Annotated in this window: 16 protein-coding genes; 9 read left to right on the top strand and 7 right to left on the bottom strand. The window is 59.2% G+C overall.

Features of this window, described 5'->3' with window-relative positions; translation table 11 throughout:
• Positions 1-2: 2 nt before the first annotated feature.
• Together hisG and I2E69_RS03390 are read right to left on the bottom strand one after the other, a co-directional pair.
• Positions 3-854, bottom strand: coding sequence for an ATP phosphoribosyltransferase (gene hisG / locus I2E69_RS03395; RefSeq protein WP_195458728.1), 852 nt, complete (start codon positions 852-854; stop codon positions 3-5).
• Between the two features lie 246 nt (positions 855-1100).
• On the bottom strand, positions 1101-1622 hold the full coding sequence (locus tag I2E69_RS03390; RefSeq protein ID WP_195458727.1) for a nucleoside 2-deoxyribosyltransferase domain-containing protein: 522 nt from the start codon (positions 1620-1622) through the stop codon (positions 1101-1103).
• A 235-nt stretch (positions 1623-1857) separates the two neighbouring features.
• Between I2E69_RS03390 and I2E69_RS03385 the strand changes: the two genes are divergently transcribed.
• The 9 genes from I2E69_RS03385 to I2E69_RS03345 all read left to right on the top strand — a co-directional run bounded on the left by I2E69_RS03385 (position 1858) and on the right by I2E69_RS03345 (position 14080).
• Positions 1858-2412, top strand: coding sequence for a helix-turn-helix domain-containing protein (locus I2E69_RS03385; RefSeq protein ID WP_195458726.1), 555 nt, complete (start codon positions 1858-1860; stop codon positions 2410-2412).
• Between the two features lie 3 nt (positions 2413-2415).
• Positions 2416-4074, top strand: coding sequence for an AMP-binding protein (locus I2E69_RS03380; RefSeq protein WP_195458725.1), 1659 nt, complete (start codon positions 2416-2418; stop codon positions 4072-4074).
• A gap of 186 nt (positions 4075-4260) precedes the next feature.
• Positions 4261-4884: an RNA polymerase sigma-70 factor gene (locus tag I2E69_RS03375; RefSeq protein WP_195458724.1), complete on the top strand. Its 624-nt coding sequence runs from the start codon at positions 4261-4263 to the stop codon at positions 4882-4884.
• 110 nt (positions 4885-4994) lie between these two features.
• Complete coding sequence (locus tag I2E69_RS03370) at positions 4995-5942, top strand: FecR family protein (RefSeq protein ID WP_195458723.1); 948 nt, start codon at positions 4995-4997, stop codon at positions 5940-5942.
• Positions 5943-5985: 43 nt separating this feature from the next.
• Positions 5986-9327: a SusC/RagA family TonB-linked outer membrane protein gene (locus tag I2E69_RS03365; protein WP_229095346.1), complete on the top strand. Its 3342-nt coding sequence runs from the start codon at positions 5986-5988 to the stop codon at positions 9325-9327.
• Positions 9328-9348: 21 nt separating this feature from the next.
• Positions 9349-10890, top strand: coding sequence for a RagB/SusD family nutrient uptake outer membrane protein (locus I2E69_RS03360; RefSeq protein WP_195458722.1), 1542 nt, complete (start codon positions 9349-9351; stop codon positions 10888-10890).
• Between the two features lie 24 nt (positions 10891-10914).
• Complete coding sequence (locus tag I2E69_RS03355) at positions 10915-11907, top strand: DUF6528 family protein (protein ID WP_195458721.1); 993 nt, start codon at positions 10915-10917, stop codon at positions 11905-11907.
• A 19-nt stretch (positions 11908-11926) separates the two neighbouring features.
• A complete protein-coding gene (locus tag I2E69_RS03350; RefSeq protein ID WP_195458720.1) occupies positions 11927-13222 on the top strand; it encodes an FISUMP domain-containing protein in 1296 nt (431 codons plus the stop codon).
• Positions 13223-13231: 9 nt separating this feature from the next.
• On the top strand, positions 13232-14080 hold the full coding sequence (locus I2E69_RS03345) for a sugar phosphate isomerase/epimerase family protein (RefSeq protein WP_195458719.1): 849 nt from the start codon (positions 13232-13234) through the stop codon (positions 14078-14080).
• An 83-nt stretch (positions 14081-14163) separates the two neighbouring features.
• Here the strand turns inward: I2E69_RS03345 and I2E69_RS03340 are convergent, their stop codons facing one another.
• The 5 genes from I2E69_RS03340 to I2E69_RS03320 all read right to left on the bottom strand — a co-directional run bounded on the left by I2E69_RS03340 (position 14164) and on the right by I2E69_RS03320 (position 24815).
• Positions 14164-15561, bottom strand: coding sequence for a BACON domain-containing protein (locus tag I2E69_RS03340; protein ID WP_195458718.1), 1398 nt, complete (start codon positions 15559-15561; stop codon positions 14164-14166).
• Positions 15562-15583: 22 nt separating this feature from the next.
• Complete coding sequence (locus I2E69_RS03335) at positions 15584-17530, bottom strand: calcineurin-like phosphoesterase C-terminal domain-containing protein (RefSeq protein ID WP_195458717.1); 1947 nt, start codon at positions 17528-17530, stop codon at positions 15584-15586.
• An 88-nt stretch (positions 17531-17618) separates the two neighbouring features.
• On the bottom strand, positions 17619-19712 hold the full coding sequence (locus I2E69_RS03330; protein WP_195458716.1) for a DUF5689 domain-containing protein: 2094 nt from the start codon (positions 19710-19712) through the stop codon (positions 17619-17621).
• A 25-nt stretch (positions 19713-19737) separates the two neighbouring features.
• Positions 19738-21216, bottom strand: a complete 1479-nt coding sequence (locus tag I2E69_RS03325; RefSeq protein ID WP_195458715.1) for a SusD/RagB family nutrient-binding outer membrane lipoprotein — start codon at positions 21214-21216, stop codon at positions 19738-19740.
• Positions 21217-21227: 11 nt separating this feature from the next.
• A complete protein-coding gene (locus I2E69_RS03320) occupies positions 21228-24815 on the bottom strand; it encodes a SusC/RagA family TonB-linked outer membrane protein (RefSeq protein WP_195458714.1) in 3588 nt (1195 codons plus the stop codon).
• Positions 24816-24923: the final 108 nt, after the last annotated feature.

Here is a 24923-nt window from a genome sequence, read left to right as displayed (position 1 = left end):
GTTTAGCGGATCATGTTTTCGAGTGCCAGGATCAGGATGCCTTCGGCGCCGATCTCCTTGAGGCGTTCGATGCGCTCCCAGAGCTGTTCCTGGGAGATGACGGCGTGGATCGAGCACCAGCCCTCCTGCGCCAGCGGCAGTACCGTCGGGCTGCGCATGCCGGGGAGTATCTGGATGGCGTCGTCGAGCCGCTCTTTCGGGAGGTTCATCAGCACGTATTTCATGCCCCGGCTGTCGAGGATCGAGTTGAAGCGGAACGTGAGCTGCTCCGTCTCGCGGCGTTTGTCGCTGTCGAGCTCGGGGTTGGCGATGAGCACCGCTTCGGAGAAGAGAACCTTCTCGACCTCGACCAGGCCGTTCGAAATGAGCGTGCCGCCCGAGGAGACGATGTCGAAGATGCCGTCGGCCATGCCCACGGCGGGGGCGATCTCGACGGAACCTTCGATGGTGTGGATTTCGGCGTCGATGTTCTGTTCGGCGAAGTAGCGGCCCAGAATGTTGGGGTAGGAGGTGGCGACACGCTTGCCGCGGAAGAACCCGAGCCCTTCGTAAGCCGCCGTTTTGGGCACGGCCAGCGAGAGGCGGCAGCCGCCGAACCCGAGGTCCATGACCTGCTCGACGGGGAATCCCTTTTCGGAAACTTCGTTCAGTCCCACGATGCCCAGGTCGGCGACGCCCATGGCTACGGCCTGCGGGATATCGTCGTCGCGCAGGTAGAGGACTTCGAGCGGAAACCCTTCCGCGCGGGAGATGAGTTTGCGTTTGCTCTCGGCAACGCGGATGCCTGCTTCGGAAAGCAGTTCGATGCTCTGTTCGTTCAGTCGGCCTTTGGCCTGGATGGCAATTCTCAGCATATTCGGTGTGTGTTTGATTGTTTTTCTGTTTTCTGGACACCCACCTGCGGTACGGCACATGAAAAAGCCCACCCGCAGGGGGTGAGCTTCATGTATAAATATTCGTTTACATATACATAATCGACCTACCCCTTGGTAAAGCGGTGATGGTGATGATGGATATGGTTGAAATTCGTCATTTGTTCTGTCGTTGGGGACAAATATAGGGCTTCTGTTCGAAAAAACAAAATCCGGGGAGGAAATTTTTTATTTGCCGAACACGCCGGCGAGCAGTTCGTCGAGCGATGCGTAGAGCGGGACGCCGTATTGTTCGCAGGTGACTTTTACGTTGTCGTAGCGGTAAAAACTTGGCTCACAGGCAACGTGCAGTTTTCCCGAGCGGATGTGAATGCCCATTTCGAGCAGCGTGATGGGTGATTTGCTCGTCCCGAGGATGTTCATCACGATCAGGTCGGCCTTTTCGAGGTGTTCCAGTTCCCAGCGTATCTGGTAGTGCATGTCCCCGGTCGTGCCGTCCAGTCCGGCGGCGCGCCGCGGGTTGAAGAACAGGTAGCGGCCGTCGTTCCGTTCGCGGAACCGGCGGATCGTTTCGGCCTGCCAGTCGACGCTGTTGCCCATGTCGATCGTTCCGGCCAGGAAGATTTTGGTGTAGGTCGCTTCGTCGACCGGGGTTTCGCGCTTGGGCTGCTGCTCGGTGACATCGGGCGGCAGGGCGCTGCGGCTGCACGATGCGGCCAGCAACAGGAGTAGGCAGATCAGTCGTTTCATCGTTGCAAATATACGCCAAAACGGCGAAAAGAAAAATCCGGAACCCGAATATTCACGGCGCGGGAAGAGGAAAAAGAAAATGAAATTGCAGTTTTTAAGAGTTTTTAGTATATTTACGGCCTACTTACTGGAAAACGGCCCGTGCAATGTGCAGGGGCCGTGTGGCCGGCCTTCCGGATTGTTACTTGCTGTCCGGGGCCCGTGTGCAGACCTTATTATTTAAAACGAAAAAATAATGTGTGACCCTATTCAGTCGATCGCGACCCGTTTGCGCGGGCTGCGCGAAGCGCTCGAACTGACGGAGCAGGAGGTGGCTGAAAGCTGCAACCTCCCGGTCGAGCAGTACCGGGCGATGGAGAGCGGCAAGACCGATTTTTCGGTGAATGTGCTGCAAACGATCTCCCGCCATTACGGAATCAGCCTCGATGTGCTGATGTTCGGCGAAGAGCCCAAGATGAACGCCTATTTCATTACCCGCGCCGGGAAGGGCGTATCGGTCGAGCGGCAGAAGGCTTATAAATACGAGGCGCTGGCGGCAGGATTCCGCGACCGGAAGATCGATCCCTTTATCGTGACGGTCGAGCCCTCGGCGGACGACGCCCCGATGCACCTGAACAGCCATGCCGGGCAGGAGATGAACTACGTGCTGGAAGGCCGCCTGCTGATCGGCCTGAACGGCAAGGAGATCGTGCTGGAAACGGGCGACAGCCTCTATTTCGATTCGAGCCAGCCGCACGGAATGAAAGCGCTCGACGGGAAAACGGTCCGGTTCCTGGCCATAATAATGTAAGGTATGGTAGAACGATTTTTATCCCAGACGACATTCTCCTCGCAGGAGGATTACCGGAAGAACCTGCACATCCGGGTTCCGGAAAATTTCAATTTCGGCTACGACGTGGTAGATGTCTATGCCGCCGAACAGCCCGACAAAAAGGCACTGCTCTGGACCAACGACCAGGGCGACGAAGCGCAGTTCACCTTTGCGGACATCAAGCGCGAAAGCGACCGGACGGCCTCGTGGTTCCGGACCCTCGGCATCGGGAAGGGCGACGTGGTGATGCTGATCCTCAAGCGCCGCTACGAGTTCTGGTTTTCGATCGTGGCCCTGCATAAGCTGGGGGCGGTGGTGATTCCCGCGACCCACCTGCTGACGAAAAAAGATGTCGTCTACCGGTGTAACATGGCCGGCATCAAGGCGATCGTGGCGGCGGGCGAGCCGGTGATCACCGACCATATCGCGGCGGCCATGCCCGAAAGCCCCACGACCAAGCTGCTGATCAGCGTGGGTCCCGAGGTTCCCGAAGGGTTTCTCGATTTTCACGCCGGCGTAGAGACGGCGCCTCCGTTCGTGCGCCCCGAGCAGGTGAACACCAACGATGACATCATGATGATGTATTTCACTTCGGGAACGACCGGGGAACCGAAGATGGTGGCCCACGATTTCACCTATCCGCTGGGACATATCACCACGGGCCTCCTGTGGCACAAACTCCACGACGGCAGCCTGCACCTGACCATCGCCGACACGGGTTGGGCGAAGGCCGCATGGGGTAAACTCTACGGGCAGTGGCTGGCCGGGGCCAACATCTTCGTGTACGACCACGAGAAGTTTACGCCCGCGGACATGCTGCGCAAGATCGAACAATACCGGATTACCTCGCTGTGTGCGCCTCCCACGGTGTACCGCTTCCTGATCCGCGAGGATATGAGCAAATACGACCTCTCGTCGCTGGAGTACTGCACGACGGCGGGCGAGGCACTGAACGGCGCGGTTTACGATGCGTTCCGGAAGTTGACGGGCATTCGCCTGATGGAGGGATTCGGGCAGACGGAGACGACGCTGACGCTCGCCACGTTTCCCTGGATGGAGTCCAAGCCCGGAAGCATGGGCGTGCCCAATCCCCAGTACCGGATCGACCTGCTTACGCCCGACGGCCGTTCGGCCGAAGACGGCGAACAGGGGCAGATCGTGATCCGCACCGACACAGGCAAGCCCCTCGGACTTTTCAAGGGGTACTACCTGAACGAAGAGCTGACCCGCGAGGTCTGGCACGACGGGGTTTACTACACGGGCGACGTGGCCTGGCGGGACGAAGACGGTTACTACTGGTTTGTGGGCCGTGCCGACGACGTGATCAAGAGTTCGGGTTACCGCATCGGGCCGTTCGAGGTGGAAAGCGCTCTGATGACCCATCCGGCGGTGGTGGAATGCGCCATTACGGGCGTTCCCGACGAGATTCGCGGGCAGGTCGTGAAGGCGACGATCGTCCTTGCAGCAACGTACCGCGAACGTGCCGGGGAGGCGTTGATCAAGGAGCTGCAAAACCATGTAAAACGCATTACGGCTCCTTATAAATATCCGCGCGTGATCGAGTTCGTGGATTCGCTGCCCAAGACCATCAGCGGTAAGATCCGCCGCAAGGAGATTCGCAACAGCGACGAAGGAAAGTAATTTCCGGATCGTAAACCGACCGATCGAAAAGGACCGGGGCCGTTCACGCAGAGCGGCTCCGGTCTTTTTGCGGATGTCGGAATGCGGGTGCAGGCGGGCCTCGTTACCGGATTTTAACGAAGCTGCGTATTGCGGTTCTGAAAAAGTTTCCTATTTTTGTTCTCAGAAAGCCTGAACCCAGCGAACGTGGAGAAGAAAAAGAAACTCGAAGATTTGCTTGTTTCCGTAAGCGAGAACGATGATTACGCTTTCCGGGTTTTCTATGATCTCTATTACCGGAGCGTTTTCCGGTTTACCTATTATTTCCTGCGGAACAAGGAGGCCTGCGGCGAAGTCGTCAGCAACGTGTTCGTTGCCGTGTGGAAATCCCGCGTCTCGCTGCGGCGGATCAGCAATATCGACGCCTATCTCTATGTCGTCGCCCGCAACGAATCGAACCGTTACCTGAGGGAGTGCCAGGCGCAACGGCGCTGCCTGTCGCTCGAAGATATTCCGATTTCGGTGCTCGACCTCAATTCCCCCCCCCACGACGGAGAGGCTCCCGATAGCCGCCTGCTGGAATCCGAAGTCGAGGAGTTGGTACGCCGCCTGATCAACGACCTTCCCGAACGCTGCCGCACGGTGTTCCTGCTCAACCGGCAGGAGGGGCTGTCGTCGCGCGAAATCGCCCGGGCGCTGTCGCTCTCCGAAAGTACGGTGCGCGTCCAGATCAAAATCGCCGTCGACCGGATCGTGACGGGCATTCGCAAACATTATCCCGACCTGAAACTGATCTCCCTGCTCATGTTCCTGTTCTCATCGCGTTTCTGACGCCTTCCGGACGGAAAAATCGAAAAAATACGAAAAAAGCCGCGGTTCCCTTAAACGGAACCGCGGCTTTCGTACTCTATAACTGTATACACGACTAAAAAAGAGAAATCATGCAGATAAAAAATAGGGAGAAAGAGCCGGAGATGGCCGAAATGATCGAAGGTTCGGAACGCGACCGCCGCAGGCTGTCCGAATTGCTGAACGGCATCCGGGTGGGATCCGGAGTCGACGCCATGGCCGATGAGATGCGGGAAGCGGTATGGACCGATGTTCGTACGCGTATCCGCCGCCGGGGACTCCGGATGCGGATTGTGCGCTATGCCGCGGCTGCGGCCGTGATGGCGGGTGTCGTCTGCGGCAGTTGGTTTCTGGGCGGACGCCGGGTCGAGAGCCGCCTGGTCGCCGAGGCGCATCCCGTGATTATCTCGACGCCGAAGGGTGTGAAGTCCGATGTGGTGCTGCCCGACGGTTCGCGGGTGCGGCTCAACGGCGGCACGCGCATCGTCTATCCGACCCTGTTTGGCGACCAGCGCCGCGTAGAGGTCGACGGAGAAGCCTATTTCGAGGTCGAGCACGATGCCCGAAGGCCTTTCGTCGTCGTCACGGGCGAGGTTGCTTCGACGGTCCTCGGCACGACCTTCAACGTACACGCCTATTCCGAGGACGAGAACTACCAGATCACGCTTGCGACGGGCAGCCTGCTGGTGGACGGCGGTCCCGACTCGCGGAGCGTGCGGCTGCGGCCCGGCGAACAGGGATTTTTCGAACGGACCTCCGGGATGCTGTCGCTGCGCCGGGTGAACGTCGGGCAGGTGCTCTCGTGGCAGGAGGATAAACTCTATTTCAGGGCCGAACCGCTGGCGTCGATCGCCCGGAGCCTCGAAAGGCAGTTCAACGTCGACATTGCGATTGCGGACGAACGGCTGCGTAAAATCTGCTTCACGGGCGAGTTCGTCGACGGCGAGAACATCCAGGAGATTATGCAAATCATCTCGGCCGACAGCCGTATCCTCTTCCGGAGCCGCAAAAACCATTTCGAACTTTACAGAAACCGATAAATATTCACCCAACTATTTCACTACAACCTAAATTTTAATCCTTATGAGTAAAAATTCTACCAGCAGGAGGTCCTTCCGGGACCTTTTCGGACGGCGGACACTGGGCAGACTGAGCGGATTGCTCGTTCTGTGTTGGTTTACGGTCGCAGCGCAGGCTCTTTATGCGCAGAATCCTGTGATTTCGTTGACGCTGAAGGACGCTACCGTGCGCGAGGTGATCGAGGCGGTCAAGGCGCAGAGCGGCTACTCGTTCTGGTATCGGGAAACCGAAATCGACTTTGAAAAACGCGTGTCGGTCGATGCCCGGGAGCAGAACGTCATAAAACTGCTCGACGGCGTGTTGGCCGACCAGGGGATTCTGGCGAAGATCGAGGGGCGTCACATCGTGCTTTACAAGCCCGAGCAGGGGCGTTCGGGGGCCGAATACCAACTGACGGGCCGTGTCGAGACCGAGTCCGGCGATCCGATCGTGGGTGCAAACGTGCTGGTCGACGGCACGACCAACGGCATGGTGACCAACTCGAAGGGCGAATTCGCCCTGAACGTGACGCCCGGCGCACAGCTCAGCGTCTCGTTCATCGGCTACAATCCCGAGCAGGTGGCGGTGGGCAACCGGACGCGCCTGACCGTGGTGCTGAAAGAGAATACCCAGATGCTCGATGACGTGGTGGTGATCGGTTACGGCGTGCAGAAGAAGGTCAACCTGACCGGTTCGATCGCCGTACGCCAGATGTCGGAGATCGAGAACCAGCCGATGACCCACGCTTCGCAGGCGCTCTATTCGATGCCCGGCGTCTATATCAACCAGGCTTCGGCGAAGCCCGGCAGCGACGGCGCCACGATCCGCATCCGCGGCGTCGGGACGATGAGCAGTTCCAGCCCGATGGTGCTGGTCGACGGCATGGAGTATTCGCTCAGCGAACTGAATCCCGGCGACATCGAGACGATCTCGGTACTGAAGGACGCTTCGGCTTCGATCTACGGCTCGAAGGCGGCGAACGGCGTCATCCTGATCACCACGAAGCAGGCCCGCAAAGGTACGCCTGTGGTGAAGCTCAGCGCCAACTTCGGTATCCAGTCGGCGACGTATGTTCCCGACGTGGTGACCAACCCGATCCAGTACATGCGCATGCGCAACCAGGCCGAGCTGAACGAGGGTAAACTGACGGTGACCTACAACGAAGACGACATCCTCGAATACGAGGAGGGAATGAAACACGATCGGTACATCTATCCCGCTTCGGACTGGTATGACCTCTGCTACCAGAACGGCTTCCTCCAGCAGTACAACGCCCGCGTTTCGGGCGGCACGGACAAGATTTCCTACTCGCTGGGCGGCGGTTACATGAACCAGCGCGGTATCATGATCGCCAACGACGATGCCGAGCGTTTCTCGTGGGACATGAAGATCAACGCGCAGGTGACCAAGCGCCTGAAGGTGGGCGTCAGCCTGCTGGGCAACCTGCGTTACAACACCGACCCGATCTACGGCGTTTCGACGACGGTCAACGTCATCAACCGCGCCCTGCCGATCTTCGGCACGCAACTGCCTGACGGCAAGTGGCTCTCGACGTGGCTTTCGACCCCCGGGCGCAACAATCCCGAGAACCCGCTCATGGAGCTCAACGAGGGTAACACCCGGCGCCAGTATCACCGCATCCTGGGCCAGATCAACATCGGTTACGACCTGCCGTGGGGGATCAAGTACAACGCCAACCTGGGCTATGTGAAGATCGACCACTATTCGAAGGACTTCAAGCATGCGATGTACACCTACAATCCCAAGACCATGGAGCGCAAGGATTTCAGCGCCTACGTGTCGGCCAAGGACTGGGACAACAACTCGATCAACTACACCTTCTACAATACCCTTTCGTGGGGCAAGAGCTTCGGCGGCAACCACAATCTCAACATCATGGCCGGCACGGAGTACAAACGCTACGACGGCAAGAATTTCCAGGCCAAGAAACGCGACTACTTCAACAACCAGTTGACGGCCCTGTCGGTAGGGGCTACGATGGATGAGATTTCGGGCGGTTCGTCGCTCGAACTGCTCTTCTCCTACTTCGGGCGTATCACCTACGACTACAAGGAGAAATACCTGATCGACGTGACGGCGCGTTACGACGGCTCGTCGAAGTTCGCCAAGGGCAACCGCTGGGCCTTCTTCCCCGCCGTGTCGGTCGGCTGGCGTATCGACAAGGAGAATTTCCTGCAGAACGTCCGGCAGATCAACGTCCTCAAACTCCGCGGTTCGGTCGGCGAAATGGGTAACCAGGCCATCGGCAACTACGAATACCTGATGGCCGTGCTGGCGAGCAAGGATTACAATTACAGTTTCAGCGACGTGCTTGCGGGCGGCGCGGCGATCAAGGACTTCGTCGACGAGAATATTTCGTGGGAGACCACCCGCACCTACAACCTCGGACTGGACTTCGAGGCCTTCGACCACCGCCTGTTGTTCAGCGTCGACCTCTATAAGAAACGCACCGAAGGTATCCTGCGCGACGTGAAGATTCCGGCGCAGATCGGCAACCTGAACGGCCCGAAGCAGAATATCGGCGTGGTGGCCAACGACGGCGTCGAGCTGAACCTCCAGTGGCGGAGCACGATCAAGAATTTCCATTACAGCATCGGCGGTAATTTCTGTTACAACAAAAACATCGTCGTGGACCTCGACGGCCAGGAGTATATCAAGACCTTCAACATCATCCGCGAGGGCGAGCCTATCGATGCGTGGTATCTCTACCAGGCCGACGGATTCTACAACAGCTACGACGAGATCGCCAACTCGGTGACTGTCGGCAGCGGCGTGAAGCCGGGCTACATCCGTTACAAGAACCTCAATAACGACGACAAGATCGACGACAACGACCGTGCTGTCAGCGGAAACCTGACCCCGAGCATCACCTATGCCTTCAACTGTTCGCTGGGCTGGAAGGGGCTCGAACTTTCGGCGCAGTTCCAGGGCGTTGCCGACGTGAAGACCTATCTTTCGGGCAACCTGGCCGCGCCGTTCTGGAACGGAGCCGGCGTGTTGAAGGAGTGGGCCACCGACGCATGGACGCCCGAGAACCACAACTCCCGCCTGCCGATCCTCCACACCGCGACGGGCGCTCCCGAGATGCACGACTACAAGAATACGCAGTGGCTTTACGACGCGTCGTACCTGCGCTGCAAACAGTTGCAGCTCTCGTACACCCTGCCCAAGAAGTGGATTTCGAAACTCGGCATGAGCCAGTGCCAGATTTTTGTCAACGGCGAGAACCTCTTCACGATCTCCCCGCTGAAGATGTTCGACCCCGAGATCGACCTTTCGTCGACCAACCTGATGCAGTATCCCTCGCTCAGGACGATCAACTTCGGTTTCAATATTACTTTCTAATCGCTTCAAATACGGAAAATTATGAAAAAGATAGTATTCGGATTGATGCTTTGCGGTGCGGTGACGCTGGGCGCCTGCAACCTCGACACCATTCCTACCGACAAATATACGGTCGAGACGTTCTGGGAAACCGAAGAGGGAACCGAGGCCGCTATGTCCGGGTGTTACAACATCCTGACCAACAGTGCACTGTTCGGTGATTCGGCGCCGCTGATGGAGGAAACGTGCTCCCCGAACGCCTATAATTACAACAACTCGGGCGGTTTCAACGTGATTGCGCAGGGTACGCACACGGCCAACAGTTCGGGCATCATCGCCAACCGCTGGAAAAAGTGCTACGAAGGTATCGGGCGCTGCAATACCCACCTCAACCGCCTGCCCGGCGCTGTGGTGGCCGACGACCGCCGGGTTCAGATGGAGGGCGAGGCCAAATTCCTCCGCGCACTTTATTACTATATGCTGGTGACCTATTACAACGGTGTACCGCTGATTCTCGAAGAGCCCGTTTATGCGCACGGCTCGCTGCCCCGCGCTTCGCGCGAAGAGGTGGTCCGGGCCATCCTCGACGACCTGAACGATATTATCGACCGTGAACTGCTCGACTGGAAGTGGTCGAAGACTGCCGACCAGGGGCGTGCCACGCGCGGCGCGGCGATGGCCCTCAAGGCCCGCGTGCTGCTCTTCGAGGCCAGCAAGCTGGTCAACCCCTCGAACGATGTCGAAAAATGGCGGGCTGCGGCCAAAGCGGCAGGCGACCTGATCGAAAAGGAGGCGCAGGCGGGTTACGACCTCTACGGCGACTACCGGAAACTGTTCCTGCCGGCCAACGAGCACAGTTGCGAGTGTGTCTTCAACATCGAGTTCTCGAAGACCAAGAACACGGCTGTCAATTCGTTCAACGTGTACAGCATCCAGTACCGCAACAATGCGCCGCTGCTCGACCTGGTGAACGCCTATGAGACGAAAACCGGCGGACCGGGGACGATGGGCAAGTACGACAACCTCGATCCCCGTTTCGCGGCGACGAACTTCTATCCCGGCAGCACGTTCCTCGGCAAGGCCAACTGCCCGGCTTCGGAGGTGTGCCAGTTCACGGGCTTCGCGCACAAGAAACTCACGATCTACGACGAGCAGAAGCGCGATTCGGACGACTCGAACGGCGAGACTAACTACATGTTCATCCGTTACGCCGACGTGCTGCTGATGTTTGCCGAGGCGCAGAACGAGGTCGATGCAAGGCCGTCGGACGCTGTTTACGACGCGGTGAACCGGGTACGCGGACGTGTCGGCATGCCGACCTATACCTACGGTTCGAAGACCCAGGCCCAGATGCGCGAAATCATCCGCCACGAACGCCGTATCGAGTTTGCCGGCGAAGGCCTTTATTACAACGATATCCGCCGCTGGATGACCGCCGAACTGGATATGAACGCCGTGATTCAGGACTATGCGGGAACGGACATCGCCGTACGTGCGTTCGACCCCGACCGCGATTACTGGTGGCCTGTTCCGGCGGATCAGATCCTGCTGAACAAGAAACTCGAACAGAACCCCAATTATTAATCCGACAAACTGCAAATTATAACTATGAAAAAGTATCTGTGGATTCTGGCTGCCGTATTTTTCCTCCAGGCTTGTAGCAAGGACGAGGAGGAGGGGCCTTATGTGCCCTGGAGACCCGGGGACCAGAAGGAAGAGACGATCGACCTGGACAAGGCCACGAAGGTGATGATCCTGCCCGAGCAGAGCAAGAACCGCATCGTGATGATCGACCAGCCGACGGGAAAGATCGCCTGGGAGTGGAAGGCTGCCGACAGCGGACTTTCGGCCAGCGAGCAGGCGTGGTTCAATACCCCCGACGAGGCCAAGCCGGTCTATAACCGTACGTGCGTGCTCGTTACGGCTTCGGGCGGCGGCGTGGGGCTGATCCGTATCGCGGACAAGAAGTTGTTGTTCTATGCCAAGCCGGGCGGAAATCCCCACTCGGCCGAGGTGCTTCCCGATAAAAATATCGTGGTGGCGTCGAGTACGGGCAACCTGCTGAGCGTCTATGTTTATAATGAAGCCGCGGCATATGTCGCGAAGCCCGCTTTCACCATGTCGGTCTATTCGGCCCACAACGTGGCCTGGGACCTGAGGCGCAACTGCCTGTGGACGGCGACGGGCGCCCAGTTGCTGAAACTCTCCTACAACGGCAACCGCACGGTCCCCGAACTTTCGCAGGTCAGGTCCTACGACATGGGGACGGGTAACACCATGGCGCACGACCTCGCCCCGGTTTACGGCGAGGAGGCGATGTATGTCACCACGGTCGAGCACGTTTACAAGTTCGACTGCAAGACGGAGAAATTCTCCGACGTGCAGATTTTCCAGCAGAAGGACATCAAGAGTATCTCGACGGGGCCGGAGGGCTATTCGACGATCGTCATGCGTCCCACGTCGGGCGGCTCCAACTGGTGGTCGGCCGAGGTGTCCGACCTGAGCGGCAACCGCCTGTTCAACCGTGCGGGTTACCAGATTTACAAGGCCCGTTGGTATGTGGAGAATCCGTTCGGATACCCCGAGGTTCACACTTTGTAAAACCTAAAACGTTAAAACCATGAAAAATATCCGAAAATATATAGTGGCCGCGGCGTGTATGGCCGCAACGTCGGCACTGGTCGCCTGTACCGAGGCCGTGAAGCGCGACACCGAGGAGGAGATGCAGGAGATGACCGTTCCCAAGAAGCCCGGGCCGATCACGAAGGTTCCCGCCACGCTGACCTGCAACGGCGGCGAAGAGTTCACCTTCTCGGTGACCAAGGTCCAGTGGGCCGATACCTACGAATGGATGATTGCCGAACAGGAAAAGTCGAAAATCTCGATCGTCGACGGGCAGGGAACCAACGTCATCACCGTCAAGGTGGTCAACGACGACGTGGTGATTCCCGCGCAGTCGGTTTCGGTGGTTGCGAAAAACGAACTGGGGACGAGCAAGGTGCGCGAGTATTTCGCGGCGATTACCGTTTCGGTTCCCATCGAACTGCCGGGTTACTCGATCCGCAAATACGGCAAACGCTGGTGGATGACCGAAAACTGCCACGAGGCGGGCGAAGACGGCCGGTTGGGCGTCGCGCCCGACCTGACGGCCTTCTCGGTCTCGGGGCTGGAAGCTTCGCACCTGGCACGCCTGGACGCTGCCAAGGGCCGTTTCTACACCTGGTACGAAGCGATGACCGGAATTTCGGGCTGTACGTCGGCGCAGTGTCCCTATGTGCAGGGGTATGAAGGGGTGGACGACGTAGGCAACGCGTTCAAACTCGACGGTACGGAAGAGGGCGAATACGGCGTCCAGATTCGCGGCTGCTGCCCCGAAGGCTGGCATGTGGCCAACGCCAACGACTGGTGGGACATGCTGATGGCTATCAAGAGCGAATATGCGATTCCCGACGATTTCGCGCTGGGCGGTTACACCTTCTCCGGCGGGCATGACAAGAATCCGGCGAATGCGGCGACGAAAGCTTCGTTCTACATGTCGGGCTGCACGGTCAAGAACATGGGCAACGTCGGCGCGTGGCTGCGCGGCGGCAACGGGCGCGTTGTCGACGGCGGCATCTGGATTCAGTCGAGCCTGACGCTTACCGACGCCGGGGAAGCCCTCCTGCAATTCGTCGAAGGGGCCGAAAGTATCGGTTTCGGCTGGTATCCGCTGGGTTACCAGAAGGCGGACAACAGTTTTAACAGCAGTGCGCTGGGCAAGTGGGGATACATGTGGTTCATCGGGCAGACCAATGCGACGACGGCCCGTTCGCTGGTCATCAGCGGCACGAGCCTGAACCTCCAGGCCAAAACCAACAGCGAAGCGGCCAAGGATATTTACCTGAGTGTCCGTTGCGTGAAAAATTACACCAAATAACCGGGAAAGATGAAAAAGATTTTGTTTACGGCAGCCGTGCTGCTGTGCGCCGCGAAGCTGACGGCACAGTGTCTCGGCATCGGCAGTTCGACCAGCAGTATGAGCCCCGAAGAGATGGCACAGGCTGCGCAGGCGGGTATCGGGTATGTCGAGATCGGCATCAGCGGCCGCGGAACTGTGGCCGAGATTCGCGAAAAGGCGCTTCACGCCAAGCAGAAGGCCGACGAAGCCGGGCTGAAGGTGTGGTCGTGTCACCTCCCGTTTTCGCGCACGATGGATATTTCGGTGCTCAGCGACAGCGCCCGGATGGCCAACGTCGAATTCCTGACGGAGATGATCGCCATCTGCGGCGAACTCGGATCGAAGAAACTGGTGCTGCATCCCAGCTCGGAACCGATTGCGGACGCCGACCGCGAACAGCGCATCCTGAACAGCATCGCCTCGATCGGCGTGCTGCGCCGGGAGGCTGCGCGGATCGGTGCGGAGCTCTGCATCGAGGATCTGCCGCGCACGTGTCTCGGACGAAACTCCGCCGAATTGCTGCGCATCATCGCGCCTTATCCCGACGTGAAAATCTGCTTCGATACGAACCACCTGCTTTCGGAGGACCTGCTGGATTTCGTCGAGGCGTGCGGTGACCGGATCGGGACCGTCCACGTCTCCGATTACGACATGGTCGATGAGCGCCACTGGCTTCCCGGCAAGGGCAAGATCGACTGGCCGGTGCTGTACAAGGCGCTGATGAAGGCCGGTTACAAAGGCGTGTTCATGTACGAACTCAAACGCGGCGAGGGATCGTTCGGCGAGATGGTAGCCATCTACGAAAAGATGGCTTCCGATGCAGCGAAGCTGAAGTAATCTCTTCCCCGGGGAGACGAAAAGGAGGACCGCCAGACATGGCGATCCTCCTTTTTCCGATGCCCGTTTCGGGGCGGGAGCGATTAGGGTTTTTCCTTTACCTCCGTGAACGACGCTTTTACATTGTCGATGTAGAAACGGTTGCCTTTGGCCCGGATGGCGCTGAAACGGATACGGGTCTCCTTGGTCGCGCCGTTGACGACGCAACTGCGGGTTTCCCAGTAGTTGTCGCTTTCGATGGTGAAGGTCTTCGATTCGCTGCCTTCGACCGAGCCGCTGTTGAGTACGATCAACTGCATGTCGCTCCGGTCGCTGCCCATGATCGCCACGTTGAAAGTCACGGTCACGTCGACGCGTTTTTCGCCCACGGCCGCCATCGCCGGACTGGTGAGGTAGCCCAGGCCCGAGGAGGTCCCGATTTTCGGGAATCCGCTGTGCATGTAGACCAGGTTGCCCTCCCAGCCGTTGCGGTTGCTCACGGTCGTCATGTTCGAACCGTCGTTGCCGGGCAGCGTGCTGTTGGGACCGACGCACCAGTCGAAAGCCTCGTTGAAGACCGGGATTTCTTCGTACTCGACGATGTCCTCGACGAAGGTGATCGTTTCGCCCCGTCCGTCGCCTTCGGCCAGCGTCACGTCGTCGAGCCGGTAGGCGCCGGCTTTCCGGCCCAGGAAGCGGATGTAGAGTTGGTCGATGCCTTCCGGCAGGTAGAAGGGGATGCTCACCGCTTCCCAGCCGGCGCCCGACGACCGGTCGTAGGCGATCGGCGTCCAGTTGACGCGGTCCTTGCTGAAGAATACCTGGAACTGCGCAGGGTCGAAGGCTGCCTGCGAGGTCATGCAGCCGAACGAAAGGTTGAAGTTGATGTCGCCTTTGAGGGCGATGCCGCCCAGGATGAAGTTGGCCGAATCGACGGCGAAAACAATGCCGTTGCCGCCCGAGGCCCCGACGTAACCCGAGGAGGCCTGTCCGGAGTCGGCGTTGACATCGTTACCCCAGTACTGACAGCGCAGGCTGCCGATTCCGTTGCGGTTCCAGCCTTCGAACTGTACGACGGGCAGGGCGGAGGCGCCCGTTCCGAAGTCGTCGTTGAAGAACCGGATCGTGTTGCCGTGTCCTTCCTGCCGAAGGGTGATTCGTTGCATCTGGCCGTGTTCGGTCTCGAAGACGAGCGTTGCACTGCGCTCCTGCCCGGTGTTGGCGGCGATCGTCACGGCCACCTCCTGGCTGCCGGAGCCGGCCTGGGGCGAGAGCGTGAACCAGTCGTCGGCCTCTTGCTGGCGGATGATCCAATAGGTGTTCGACTTCACGTCGATATGCAGCGTCTCCCCGTCGGCGGCCAGGCCGCGTTTGTTGGCGGTGAAGGTCGGGGCGCCGGTCTCTACGTAGGCCGGTTCCGTTTCGGGGTCGTCGTTGCAGGCTGCGAGCGTACCTGCGCAGAGCAGCAGGACGGAATAGAGGTATGTGCGAATGTTTTTCATTGCGGTTGCTGGTTTTGGTTGTCTACTGCATGTTTACGGCGAAGGCCTTGGGGCGCGACATCACCTCTTTGTAGGTTTTACCGAAGCGGTCGGTGACGGTGACCGTCAGCGTCGTGTTGGCGTCGGGGGCCGTGACCGCGAAGAGGTGGACGCAGGGCTGCGTGGCGAAGGCGGCCGTGTAGGAACCGCCGTCGGAGACGCGGGCCACCTCGTAGCTGACCGTGTGCAGCGGGTCGAGTCCGTAGATCTGCTTGACGGGGAGTTCCTTCACGCCGTCGCTGACCGAGATCGTCCATTCGGGGTCCCAGTTCCAGACGTTGATGTAGACCACGTTGCTGCCCACGTCCTTGTAGTCGTCGCGCGTGGGGTAGGCTTTGAGGAACTTGACGGCCATCTGGTTGGTGCGGAAGTAGTTCTTCACGGAGTTCATGTCGTAGGTGATGAACTGCTTTTCGCGGGACAGTCCCAGTCCCTTGTAATGCCACCGGATATCGGAGCCGTCGATCTCGTAGACGCCGTAGCCGCCGGGCGTGCCGTCGCGGCTGATGTGCCCGTTGCCGTAGTGGCCCGTCCACCACCAGGTGGCGCAGACGGCCGGGGTGTTGTGCTCCATGATCGACGCCGAATAGACCGTGTTGTGGGTGTCGTGCGTGTGGCCGGTGAGGATGTGAACGTCGGAGAAACCTTCGAAACACCCGATTAGGTTTTCGTTGTCGGCCAGGCTGTTCATCGCGTTGGTGATCTCCAGCGAACTGTTGAATCCGAAGACGGGGCAGTGGAGCCCGACCACGACGGGCGTGTTCTTGCTAACCAGCGCGAGGTCCTTTTTCAGCCAGTCGAGTTCGATCTGGGTGAGGTAGTTGCCGAACGACCTGTCGCCCGACGTGCCGACGGAGGCGCCGTTGTTGATGTAGACGTTGTTGTCCAGGGCGATGTAGTGGACCTTGCCCAGGTTGAACGAATAGTAGGTCGGTCCGAGGTACTTCTTGTAGGCGGCTTCGGCCTGGAAATCGCCGGCATAGTAGGGGTCGTTGTCGTGGTTGCCCGGCAGGTGGTAGAACGTGCTGGGAATCTTGGCGTCGGCCAGCGTCTTGAGGTAGCTCTCCATGTTGTATTTGGTGTCGTACCAGAACTGGTCCCAGGTCATGTCGCCCAGCACCATCGTATAGACCGGACGGCCGCCGTAGGTTTCGATGGTCTGGGTGATATCCGGGATGAACAACTCCTTGTATTGTTTGAGGTCGTTGACGCGGTTGGCCAGGTGGATGTCGGCGGTGACGAGCATGACGTGGTTGTCGTTGTCGACCTTCTCCAGTTCGAAATTGTGCTGCTCGCAGACGAACTGCGATTCGGTGAGCGGTTGCCAGAACTGAGGCAGGGAGTTTACCGTAAGGGGGTCGTATCCCGAAGGTTGGGACACGAATACGTAGCCGTGGTATTTGCGCGACCCGAGCCAGTAGTAGCCGTTGTCGTCGGTGGTGGTGACCTCCTCGCCGTCGGATACGACAGCGCCCACGACCGGGGTGCTGCCGCAGAAGACGGCCCCTTTGATGGTCATCAGGTCTTTGTCGGGAACGTCGAGGTTGATGCTCCGGCGGAAGGCCAGCACGCCCAGCGGCTGTTCCTGCGTTCCCCGGGTGAGGATCAGGGTGTATTCGTCCGTTTCGATCTCCTGCGGAACAGCGAAGGTGATGTAGGCCGGGTCGATGGCCTTCAGGGTCAGCGGCGTGTCCTGGCGGCCTTCGCTGCGCAGGCTGAACGTATCGCCCTGTCGGAATCCTTTGCCCTGGATGGTCAGTTCGCTGACGGTCGACGTGTAGAACGTCGTGCCCGGGATGTAGAGGTCGGTGACCAGCTTTTCCTGCTGGAACGGCTCCTGTGCGGTGTCGTCGCTTTTACAGCCTGTTATGTGCGGCAGCAGGAGCAGGAAGCACAGCAGCCGGATCGAGAAGAATTTATTGAGTTTCATTTCGTATAGCTTTGAAGGTTCGTAATTGGATGTCGGCCGGCGTCGGCCGGAGGGAAGCGCGCGGCCTCCCTCCGCAGCCGGCAATGGGTTATTTCCGTTCCGTGATCGCCCAGAATCCGATTCCCGAGTAGCCGCCCGAAGAGAGCTTGCCGCCGTCGTTCGGAGCCCGGAGGTTGGCCATGTTGCGGAAGCGGATCGTGAATTTCTTCTTCGTTTTCAGTTCGTTGGGCAGGGCCACGGAGAACTGTTTGAGTTGGAAAGAAGAGCCTTCGTTCCACATCGGGCTGAAGTAGTCGGCGATGGCGTGGTATTGGTTGAGCGCCGCGTTCTCGTCGTCGGCCCATTCGATGTGCATCTTGAGCGGGCCTCCCCAACTGCTCGCGGTCGTGAAGACCAGCATGAGGTCGCCGCCCGAAGCCTGGAAGTTGGTGACGTTGAAGACCCAGGCTTCGCCCTTGTAGTCGGGGTCGTCGTTTCCGGTGCGGTTCATGGTCGAGCCGATGAAGTTCCAGAAGTTGCTGGAATAGAGGTAGGGATACATCATCTGCTGGGTCACGGCGGGACTGGCGGTCTGCTTGCCGTTGGGGGCGACGGTGATCGTGGCCGGGGTGTCCTTGCGGGTATGGCTCCAGCCGTAGGTCATCGCCCCGGCGCTCTGCACGCCCCGGTAGGCTGTCGATTTGACCTCGCCGCTGCCGACGGCGGGCGTGACGGCGTCGAGCGGGGTGGCGTTCCAGTCGAACGGCCCGAACTGCACCAGCGTATTGCTCAGGCGCGTTGAGGCGTCGGCGGATACCCCGATGTCGCTGAGGCTCCGCATCCGGAGCGTGTTCTCTGTAATGTCGTTCTTCGTGTATTTGAGCACGATGCCGCTGACGGGGCCGCTGCCCGAAGGGATGATCTGGGCGTAACGCTGGAGGAAGTAGCTGAGCGTGTAGAGTTTGGCGGTGTTGCCCGCACGGTCGCGCAGGATGTGCCCGTAGCGGGTGAATCCGTCGTTGTAGGGCGCCGAAGCTGCATGTACGGCGGTGGTGGCATAGCCGTCTTCCTGGCTGTTGTAGTAAGTGCCCAGCGGAACGGCGAATTCGACCTCGGGCAGCGTTACCAGTGTGTTCTCGTAGCGGTCGAGTCGGTCGATGGCGGTCTCGACAGGGACGACGGGCGTGCCTTCCGACTGTTCGAAGACCGAGTTGGTGGTAAAGGCGGCCAGTTTCGAGCCGAGGGTGACCGGATCGCGGACGAACTCGGCCTCGTAGAGATGGATTTTGAGTTTGTCGTTGAGTTGGTAGGTGTTGTCCTTCGCGTTGGCGAACTCGATGAGCATGCCGCGGCCGCTGTCGTCCTGCACGACCATCTGGTTGTTGTCGAAGTTCAGCAGTTTCTGGTCGCTGACGACGGTGGCTTCCACCCAGCAGTTCTCCGTGACGCGGCCGATGCCGTCGCTGAGTTTGCCCATCAGTTCCGCGACGGTCAATTGCGTACCGTTGTAGGGGTCGTGGGCCTGGTCGAACTGCTTGATGTTGACGGTGGCCTGGAAATCCTCCAGCCCGGTCCCGAGGGCGTAGAACCGGACCTGGCCGGTGCGTTCGTCGCCGTCGTTCCTGCGGATGGTGAGGACCTGGGTGCTGTCGGTGGTTGCGCCGAGGGTGATCCACCCGGCAGCGTCGCCCATGGCTTCGGCCTTCCAGCCGATGTTGGTGATCAAGCCGATGGTGAACTCCGAGCCTTTGGCCGAGGCGGTCATGTTGTTGCCGCCCATATCCAACTGGAACTTCACGTCGCTTGAAAGCTGGCGCACGGTGAACTGCTTGACGGATTTGCCGCCGACGACTACGTTGACCGTTCCGAAACGGCTGTAAGCCGCTTCGTTCTTGTCGACGGTGATGGTGAAGCGGCCGCTGTTGCGCCCTTCGCGGGGCCAGATGTCGAGCCATTGCCCGTCTTCGGCGAAGGTGGTTTCGACGGTCCAGTCCCCCATGTTGGTATACATTTCGATCTCCTGTTTCCCGCCCGATTTGTCGTAGGAGAGGGACGTGATCTCCTCGGTGAAACGGATGTAAGGATCTTCCGAATGGGTGTCGTCCTCCTGGCAGGAGATGCCCAGAGCGGCCGTGCATGCCAATATGCAGGCGGCGGCATGGCCCAGGACCCGGTTGCGGAGGTGGTATATTTTCGTTTTCATGAAATCATTGGGTTACGGTGAATGACTATTTGCTGGTTGCTTTCTGGCTCCACCATACGGGAATCCGCATGTTGTCGCCGCCCATCTCGCGGACAGCCTCTTCGTAGTGGACGCTGTTGGTCTGCTGGGCCCGCGAAGGGTACATCAGCCGCGTGGGGAGGATGCCGTTGTTGTCGGTGGCCGTGCCGATGATCAGCACCGGATAGCCCGTCCGCCGATAGTCGGCCCAGGCCTCGTAACCGCACCAGAACTGCGCGATGTATTTCTGGGTCATGATCTGCTCCAGTGTGTTGTTGTAGGTCGTTTTCAGGATGTACTGGTCCTTCTGCGCCTGCGTTACGCGCACCGTCGACGGGTTGACGCTGTCCCAAAAGTCGATCGAGGCGAGAATCGCCTGTTCATAGTAGCGCTGCGCCTCGATCTCGCCGCCCCGGAGCATGCCGCGGTAGGTCGCTTCGGCGAGGATGAACAGCACTTCGTCGTAACGCATGTAGGTGGAGGGCGAGGTGTAGTCGCCCAGCACGTCCTTGTTCAGCGTGGCGCTGCCGTCGTTGATCGTCTCGGTCGTGGGGTAGCCGCTCGCGAGCCCTTTCCACTCGTTGTTCTGCTGCCGGGCGTAGATGACCAGGCGCGGGTCGCCCAGCTCGTCCATCAGTTTGATGACGTATTCGGCCATGACGCGGGTGTTCGAGGAGAAACTCTTTTCGGTGTACTTGCCGAAGCGGTTGACGTTCGGGGATATGTTGGTAAAGGTCAGCACGGCATTGTCGGCGTTGCTCGTGAAGAGCGGATAGGTCGTGGGGTTGCCGACGATCGCCTGGATTCGCTGCGTGACGTTCATCTCCTGGTCGCGGTTCGAGAGCCGCATCAGCAGGCGCAGGTGGAGCGAATTGGTGAATTTCCGCCATTTGCTCAGGTCGCCGCCGTAGATCAGGTCCTTGGTCGGGGTCTGCAGCGGTTTCTTGACGTTGTAGAGCGAATTGGCCAGCTCCAGGTCGTCGAGCAGTTGGGTGTAAACCTCCTGCTGCGTATCGAACCGGGGTTGGGTGACGGCGACGGTGTCGCGTCCCCGGTAGGCCTCGCTGAAGGGAATGCTGCCGAACAGGTCGGTCTGGTTGGAGACCATCAGCGCGCGCATGGTCAGTGCGATGGCCTGGCAGTTGGGTTCCTCTTTCAGGATGGCCAGCCGCCGCATGTGGTCCGCGTTGGCGGCCCATTTCGACAGGTAGCTCCAGGGGGTGTTGACGTAGTTGTCGCGGATGATGTAGCGGTGGATGTTCTCCGACTGGAGGTTGACGGTGTACTGCATCAGTTCGCCGTTGAGCTGCCAGGTTCCGTACATCAACTCGTCCGCTGCGGAGAAGAGCAGTTGTTCCATCATGCTTTCGGGATGGATCTGCCACATTTCGGTATTGTTGGGATCGCTGTTGTATTCGTCGAACAGGTGTTCGCAGCCCGTCAGTGCGGCGCACGCGATAACAGCCAGGTATTTGAGTTTTTTCATGGTTCTCGGAGTTAGAAGTTCAGTTTAAGGTTGAAACCGTACGTGCGCGTCAGGGGATAGGCGCCGGCTTCAATGCCCCGGCTGATGGAGGAACCCACCATGTAACCGGCTTCCGGGTCGTAGATCGGGAAGTTGGTCCAGCAGAAGAGGTTGGTGGCGTAGAAGGCCAGCGAAGCACCCTGGATGAATTTCGTCTTCCGGCAGATTTTCGACGGCAGGGCGTATTCGATACGGAGTTCCTTGAGCTTGAGGAAAGAGGTGTCGAAGGTGTTGTTCTCGGCATTTTCACGGGCGTAGACATAGGTCGAGTAGTAGTCGGCGATGTCCCGCGTGATGGTGGTGTTTTTCTGGTAAGTGCCGTCTGCATTGAGGTTTACGCCCTCGTGGATCAGCCCGGCGTAGCGTCCCGGCAGCGAGTTTTTCAGTTTGCCCTGGTAGGCCAGCGCAAAGTGGGTGACCGAATAGGCGTTGCCACCCCATTGTCCGGTGAAAGTGAGGGCCATCTTCAGGTTCTTGTACGAGAAAGTATGGGTCATGCCCGCCTTCCAGTCGGGGTAGATGCTGCCCAGGTCGAGCAGCGGGTCTTCCGTGCCGGTCAGCACCGGGGCCCCGCTCGCCTGGTCGACGACGACCTGTCCGGCGCAGCTGATGTTGCGGCCCTGGGCGTCGGTGTAGAAAGCGCCCTCCGGGGCCCGTTTGTATCCGCGGCCGTAGAGGCGGCCCAGTTCCTTGCCCGGATAGGCGTTGATGTAGATGTTGCCGCTGATGTTCATGCCCGAGTTGAGCTGCCACACCTCCACGCCCGGGGCGAGGCTGACGAGTTTGTTCCAGTTCTTCGACCAGTTGAGGTTGATCTCCCAGCGGGTGTGCTCGGTCCGGACGGGAACGATACGCGTGGAGAGTTCCACGCCTTTGTTACGGACTTCGCCGGCGTTGATCAGCATGCTGGTGGCGCCGGTGGTCTGGTCGACGGGGACGCCGATGATCTGGTCGGTCGTGCGGGAGTTGTAATAGGTGGCGTCGAATGACCAGATGTTGTCGAACAGCCGCGCTTCGAGGCCTACTTCGTAGCTTTCGACGTTTTCGGGCTTGATGTTCGGGTTCTGGATCGTGCCGGAGAGGTAATAGGCGCTGGCGAAACTGCTGGTCGAATAGACGTGGTTGAGGCTGTAAGGCGAGGTGTCGTTGCCGACGTTGGCCCATGAACCGCGGACCTTGAGCAGGTTGATCCACGGGGCTTTGTCGCTGAAATTGAATATTTTGTCGATCAGGACGCTGGCGCTCACCGAGGGGTAGAAATAGGAGTTGTTGCCGCGGGCCAGGGCGCTCGACCAGTCGTTGCGGCCGGTGATGTCGAGGTAGAGCATGTCCTTCCACGAAAGGTTGATCAGTCCGTAGAAACTGTTGACCGACTTGTTGCTGCGGCGGGCGTAGCTGTAAGGGATGGTCTTCGAGTTGCTGATCTTGAAGATGTTGTACTCCTGCAGGCCGTCTTTGGCCGTGAGTTGTACGTTCTGGTAGTTATAGACCATGTTATTGCCGCCGAACGAGGCCGTCAGGTCGAAATCCCCGAAGCGTTTCTTGTAGGTGAGCAGGAAATCGTTGTTCATCTCGAAATTGCGGACGGTCTGTTCCTTGTAGTAGCCATATTGGTAGCCCGAAGAGTACCAGGGTTTCTGCTGGGTGCGGAAGTCGTTGTAGAAATCGATGCCCGAACGCAGGTCGAGCGTCAGGTTCTTGTGCAGGTCGAGTGTCACGGCCACGTTGCCGTAGACACGGTCGCGGTCGAGCGTGTTGAGCTGCTGGTAGAGCTGCATGTAGACGTTGTCGGCATAGGAAGAGTTGATCAAAAGATACTCCGTGCCCGCCTGGTACATCTGCCGGATGCGGTCGTTGTTATACTCGCGGGCGTAGGAATCCACGCCGATGACGGTCGGATTCCACAGCAGCGTGTAGAGCGGCGCCGCGGGGTTGTAGCCCGACATAGGGAGGTTGTCGCTGTTCTTGCGGTAGTAGGTGACCTTGCCTTTGAAGGTGATGAAGCGGTTGAGTTTCTGGACGACCGAGAAGCTGATGTTCTGGCTCTTGTAGCCCGTGTTGGGGATGATCCAGTCGTTGCGGGAGTCGCGCAGCGAGAGGCGGACCGAACTGCCTTTGCCGTTGCTGCCTTCGACGGAGATGCTGTTGTTATAGGTGATTCCGGTCTGGAAAAGCCCCTTGTACCAGTTGTCGTTGTATTTCCAGGGCAGTTTGTGGTATTTCCCCGTTTCCCAGTTGCGCGATTCGTACTGGTAGAACATCTGTCCTTCGAATTTGGAGCCGAATCCCATGCGGGAGTAGACGCGGTTGGGGGCTGCGATGCCGTCTTCCGCCTCGTCCGCCTTCACGCTCCAGTAGTTGTAGTAGCGCTGCTGGTCGATGTTGGTCAGGTTGCCGTTGCCGGCGCCGTATTCGGTCTGGAAATCGGGCCAGAAGCCGGCGCGCTCGAACGTGAACGAGGAGTTGAACGTGACGCCGATGCCTTTGCCGGTGCGTCCCGACTTGGTGGTGATGATGATGGCGCCGTTGGCCGCACGGGAACCATAGAGGGCCGTAGCGGCGGGACCTTTCAGCACGGACACCGATTCGATGTCCTCGGGGTTGAGGTCGCTGGCTCCGTTGCCGTAGTCGATCGGGGCGTCGACATCGAAAGCCTGCGAGGCCGAACTGCTGGCGGTCATGTCGCTGTTGATGGGGATACCGTCGACGACGAACAGGGCCGTGTTCTTGTCGTGCGACAGCGAGCCTTCGCCGCGCAGCGTCACGCGGATCGATCCGCCCGGGCCCGACGAAGTGCCTTCGAGGTTGAGTCCGGCGACTTTGCCCGCCATCGAGTTGAGCCAGTTGCTCGAAACGGTCGAGTTCAGTTGTTCGTTGTTTACCTTCGAGACGGCATAACCCAGCGATTTCTCTTCGCGGGTCAGGCCGAGGGCCGTCACCACTACGTTCTGGATAGCTGTCGAGGTGCTTTTCATCGTGACGTTGACAACCGACCGGGAGGACGATACGGGGATGTTGCGCAGGTCGTATCCGATGAACGAGAAGAGCAGCACGGGTGAGGTGTCGCCCTCCTGGATGGCGATCCGGTAATCGCCGTCGGCATTGGTCGTCGTACCGCGGGTCGTGCCTTGCAGCAGGACGGTGGCGCCGACGATCGGTGAGCCGTTTTCGTCGGTGACCTTGCCCGTGACGAACCACTGGCCGTTCTGTTTCATGGTATCCCGGTCGGCCAGGAGGATGCGCCGGTCGGTAATTCGGAACGAAATGCGGGTTCCGGCGAACATTTGCGTCAGTGCGGCGCCGAGGTCCGCGTTGGTCAGTTGGATCGAGACGGTCCGGTTCACGTCGACGACTTCACGGCTGAAGGCGAACGGGAGGTTGGTTTGCCGGGTAATCTCCTCCATGATTCGTTCGATCTTCGCATCGGAAAACAGCAGGGTCACTTTCTGGGCCCTGAGTTCCGGAATCGAAAACAGTGTGAAAAAGAAAAACAGGCAGATAAGTCGGGCGTAGGGGCGTTTTTTTTGCCGGACTTCCGCCGATTGTAATTTGTTTTTCATACATTTGTAGTTGTTAGGATTGGGTAATTTGTGTACTGGTTCTGACACCTGAGTCGGGTATGTGGGGCATACCCGGCTCTTTTTTTGTCGGGAGGGTTGGTTTCTAGG

It is taken from the genome of Alistipes sp. D31t1_170403_E11 (genome assembly GCF_015553985.1).
Lineage (GTDB): Bacteria > Bacteroidota > Bacteroidia > Bacteroidales > Rikenellaceae > Alistipes > Alistipes montrealensis.
The sequence above is the reverse complement of the archived record's forward strand: the minus strand, read 5'-3'. Positions and strand labels throughout refer to the sequence as shown.

What these genes read in the sequence shown, in the direction of transcription:
- I2E69_RS03350 (WP_195458720.1), top strand. Translation starts at nt 11,927, where the DNA reads ATGAAAAATATCCGAAAATATATAGTGGCCGCGGCGTGTATGGCCGCA.
- I2E69_RS03365 (WP_229095346.1), top strand. Translation starts at nt 5,986, where the DNA reads ATGAGTAAAAATTCTACCAGCAGGAGGTCCTTCCGGGACCTTTTCGGA.
- I2E69_RS03390 (WP_195458727.1), bottom strand. Translation starts at nt 1,622, where the DNA reads ATGAAACGACTGATCTGCCTACTCCTGTTGCTGGCCGCATCGTGCAGC.
- I2E69_RS03340 (WP_195458718.1), bottom strand. Translation starts at nt 15,561, where the DNA reads ATGAAAAACATTCGCACATACCTCTATTCCGTCCTGCTGCTCTGCGCA.
- I2E69_RS03320 (WP_195458714.1), bottom strand. Translation starts at nt 24,815, where the DNA reads ATGAAAAACAAATTACAATCGGCGGAAGTCCGGCAAAAAAAACGCCCC.
- I2E69_RS03355 (WP_195458721.1), top strand. Translation starts at nt 10,915, where the DNA reads ATGAAAAAGTATCTGTGGATTCTGGCTGCCGTATTTTTCCTCCAGGCT.
- I2E69_RS03335 (WP_195458717.1), bottom strand. Translation starts at nt 17,530, where the DNA reads ATGAAACTCAATAAATTCTTCTCGATCCGGCTGCTGTGCTTCCTGCTC.
- I2E69_RS03330 (WP_195458716.1), bottom strand. Translation starts at nt 19,712, where the DNA reads ATGAAAACGAAAATATACCACCTCCGCAACCGGGTCCTGGGCCATGCC.
- hisG (WP_195458728.1), bottom strand. Translation starts at nt 854, where the DNA reads ATGCTGAGAATTGCCATCCAGGCCAAAGGCCGACTGAACGAACAGAGC.
- I2E69_RS03360 (WP_195458722.1), top strand. Translation starts at nt 9,349, where the DNA reads ATGAAAAAGATAGTATTCGGATTGATGCTTTGCGGTGCGGTGACGCTG.
- I2E69_RS03370 (WP_195458723.1), top strand. Translation starts at nt 4,995, where the DNA reads ATGCAGATAAAAAATAGGGAGAAAGAGCCGGAGATGGCCGAAATGATC.
- I2E69_RS03345 (WP_195458719.1), top strand. Translation starts at nt 13,232, where the DNA reads ATGAAAAAGATTTTGTTTACGGCAGCCGTGCTGCTGTGCGCCGCGAAG.
- I2E69_RS03380 (WP_195458725.1), top strand. Translation starts at nt 2,416, where the DNA reads ATGGTAGAACGATTTTTATCCCAGACGACATTCTCCTCGCAGGAGGAT.
- I2E69_RS03325 (WP_195458715.1), bottom strand. Translation starts at nt 21,216, where the DNA reads ATGAAAAAACTCAAATACCTGGCTGTTATCGCGTGCGCCGCACTGACG.
- I2E69_RS03385 (WP_195458726.1), top strand. Translation starts at nt 1,858, where the DNA reads ATGTGTGACCCTATTCAGTCGATCGCGACCCGTTTGCGCGGGCTGCGC.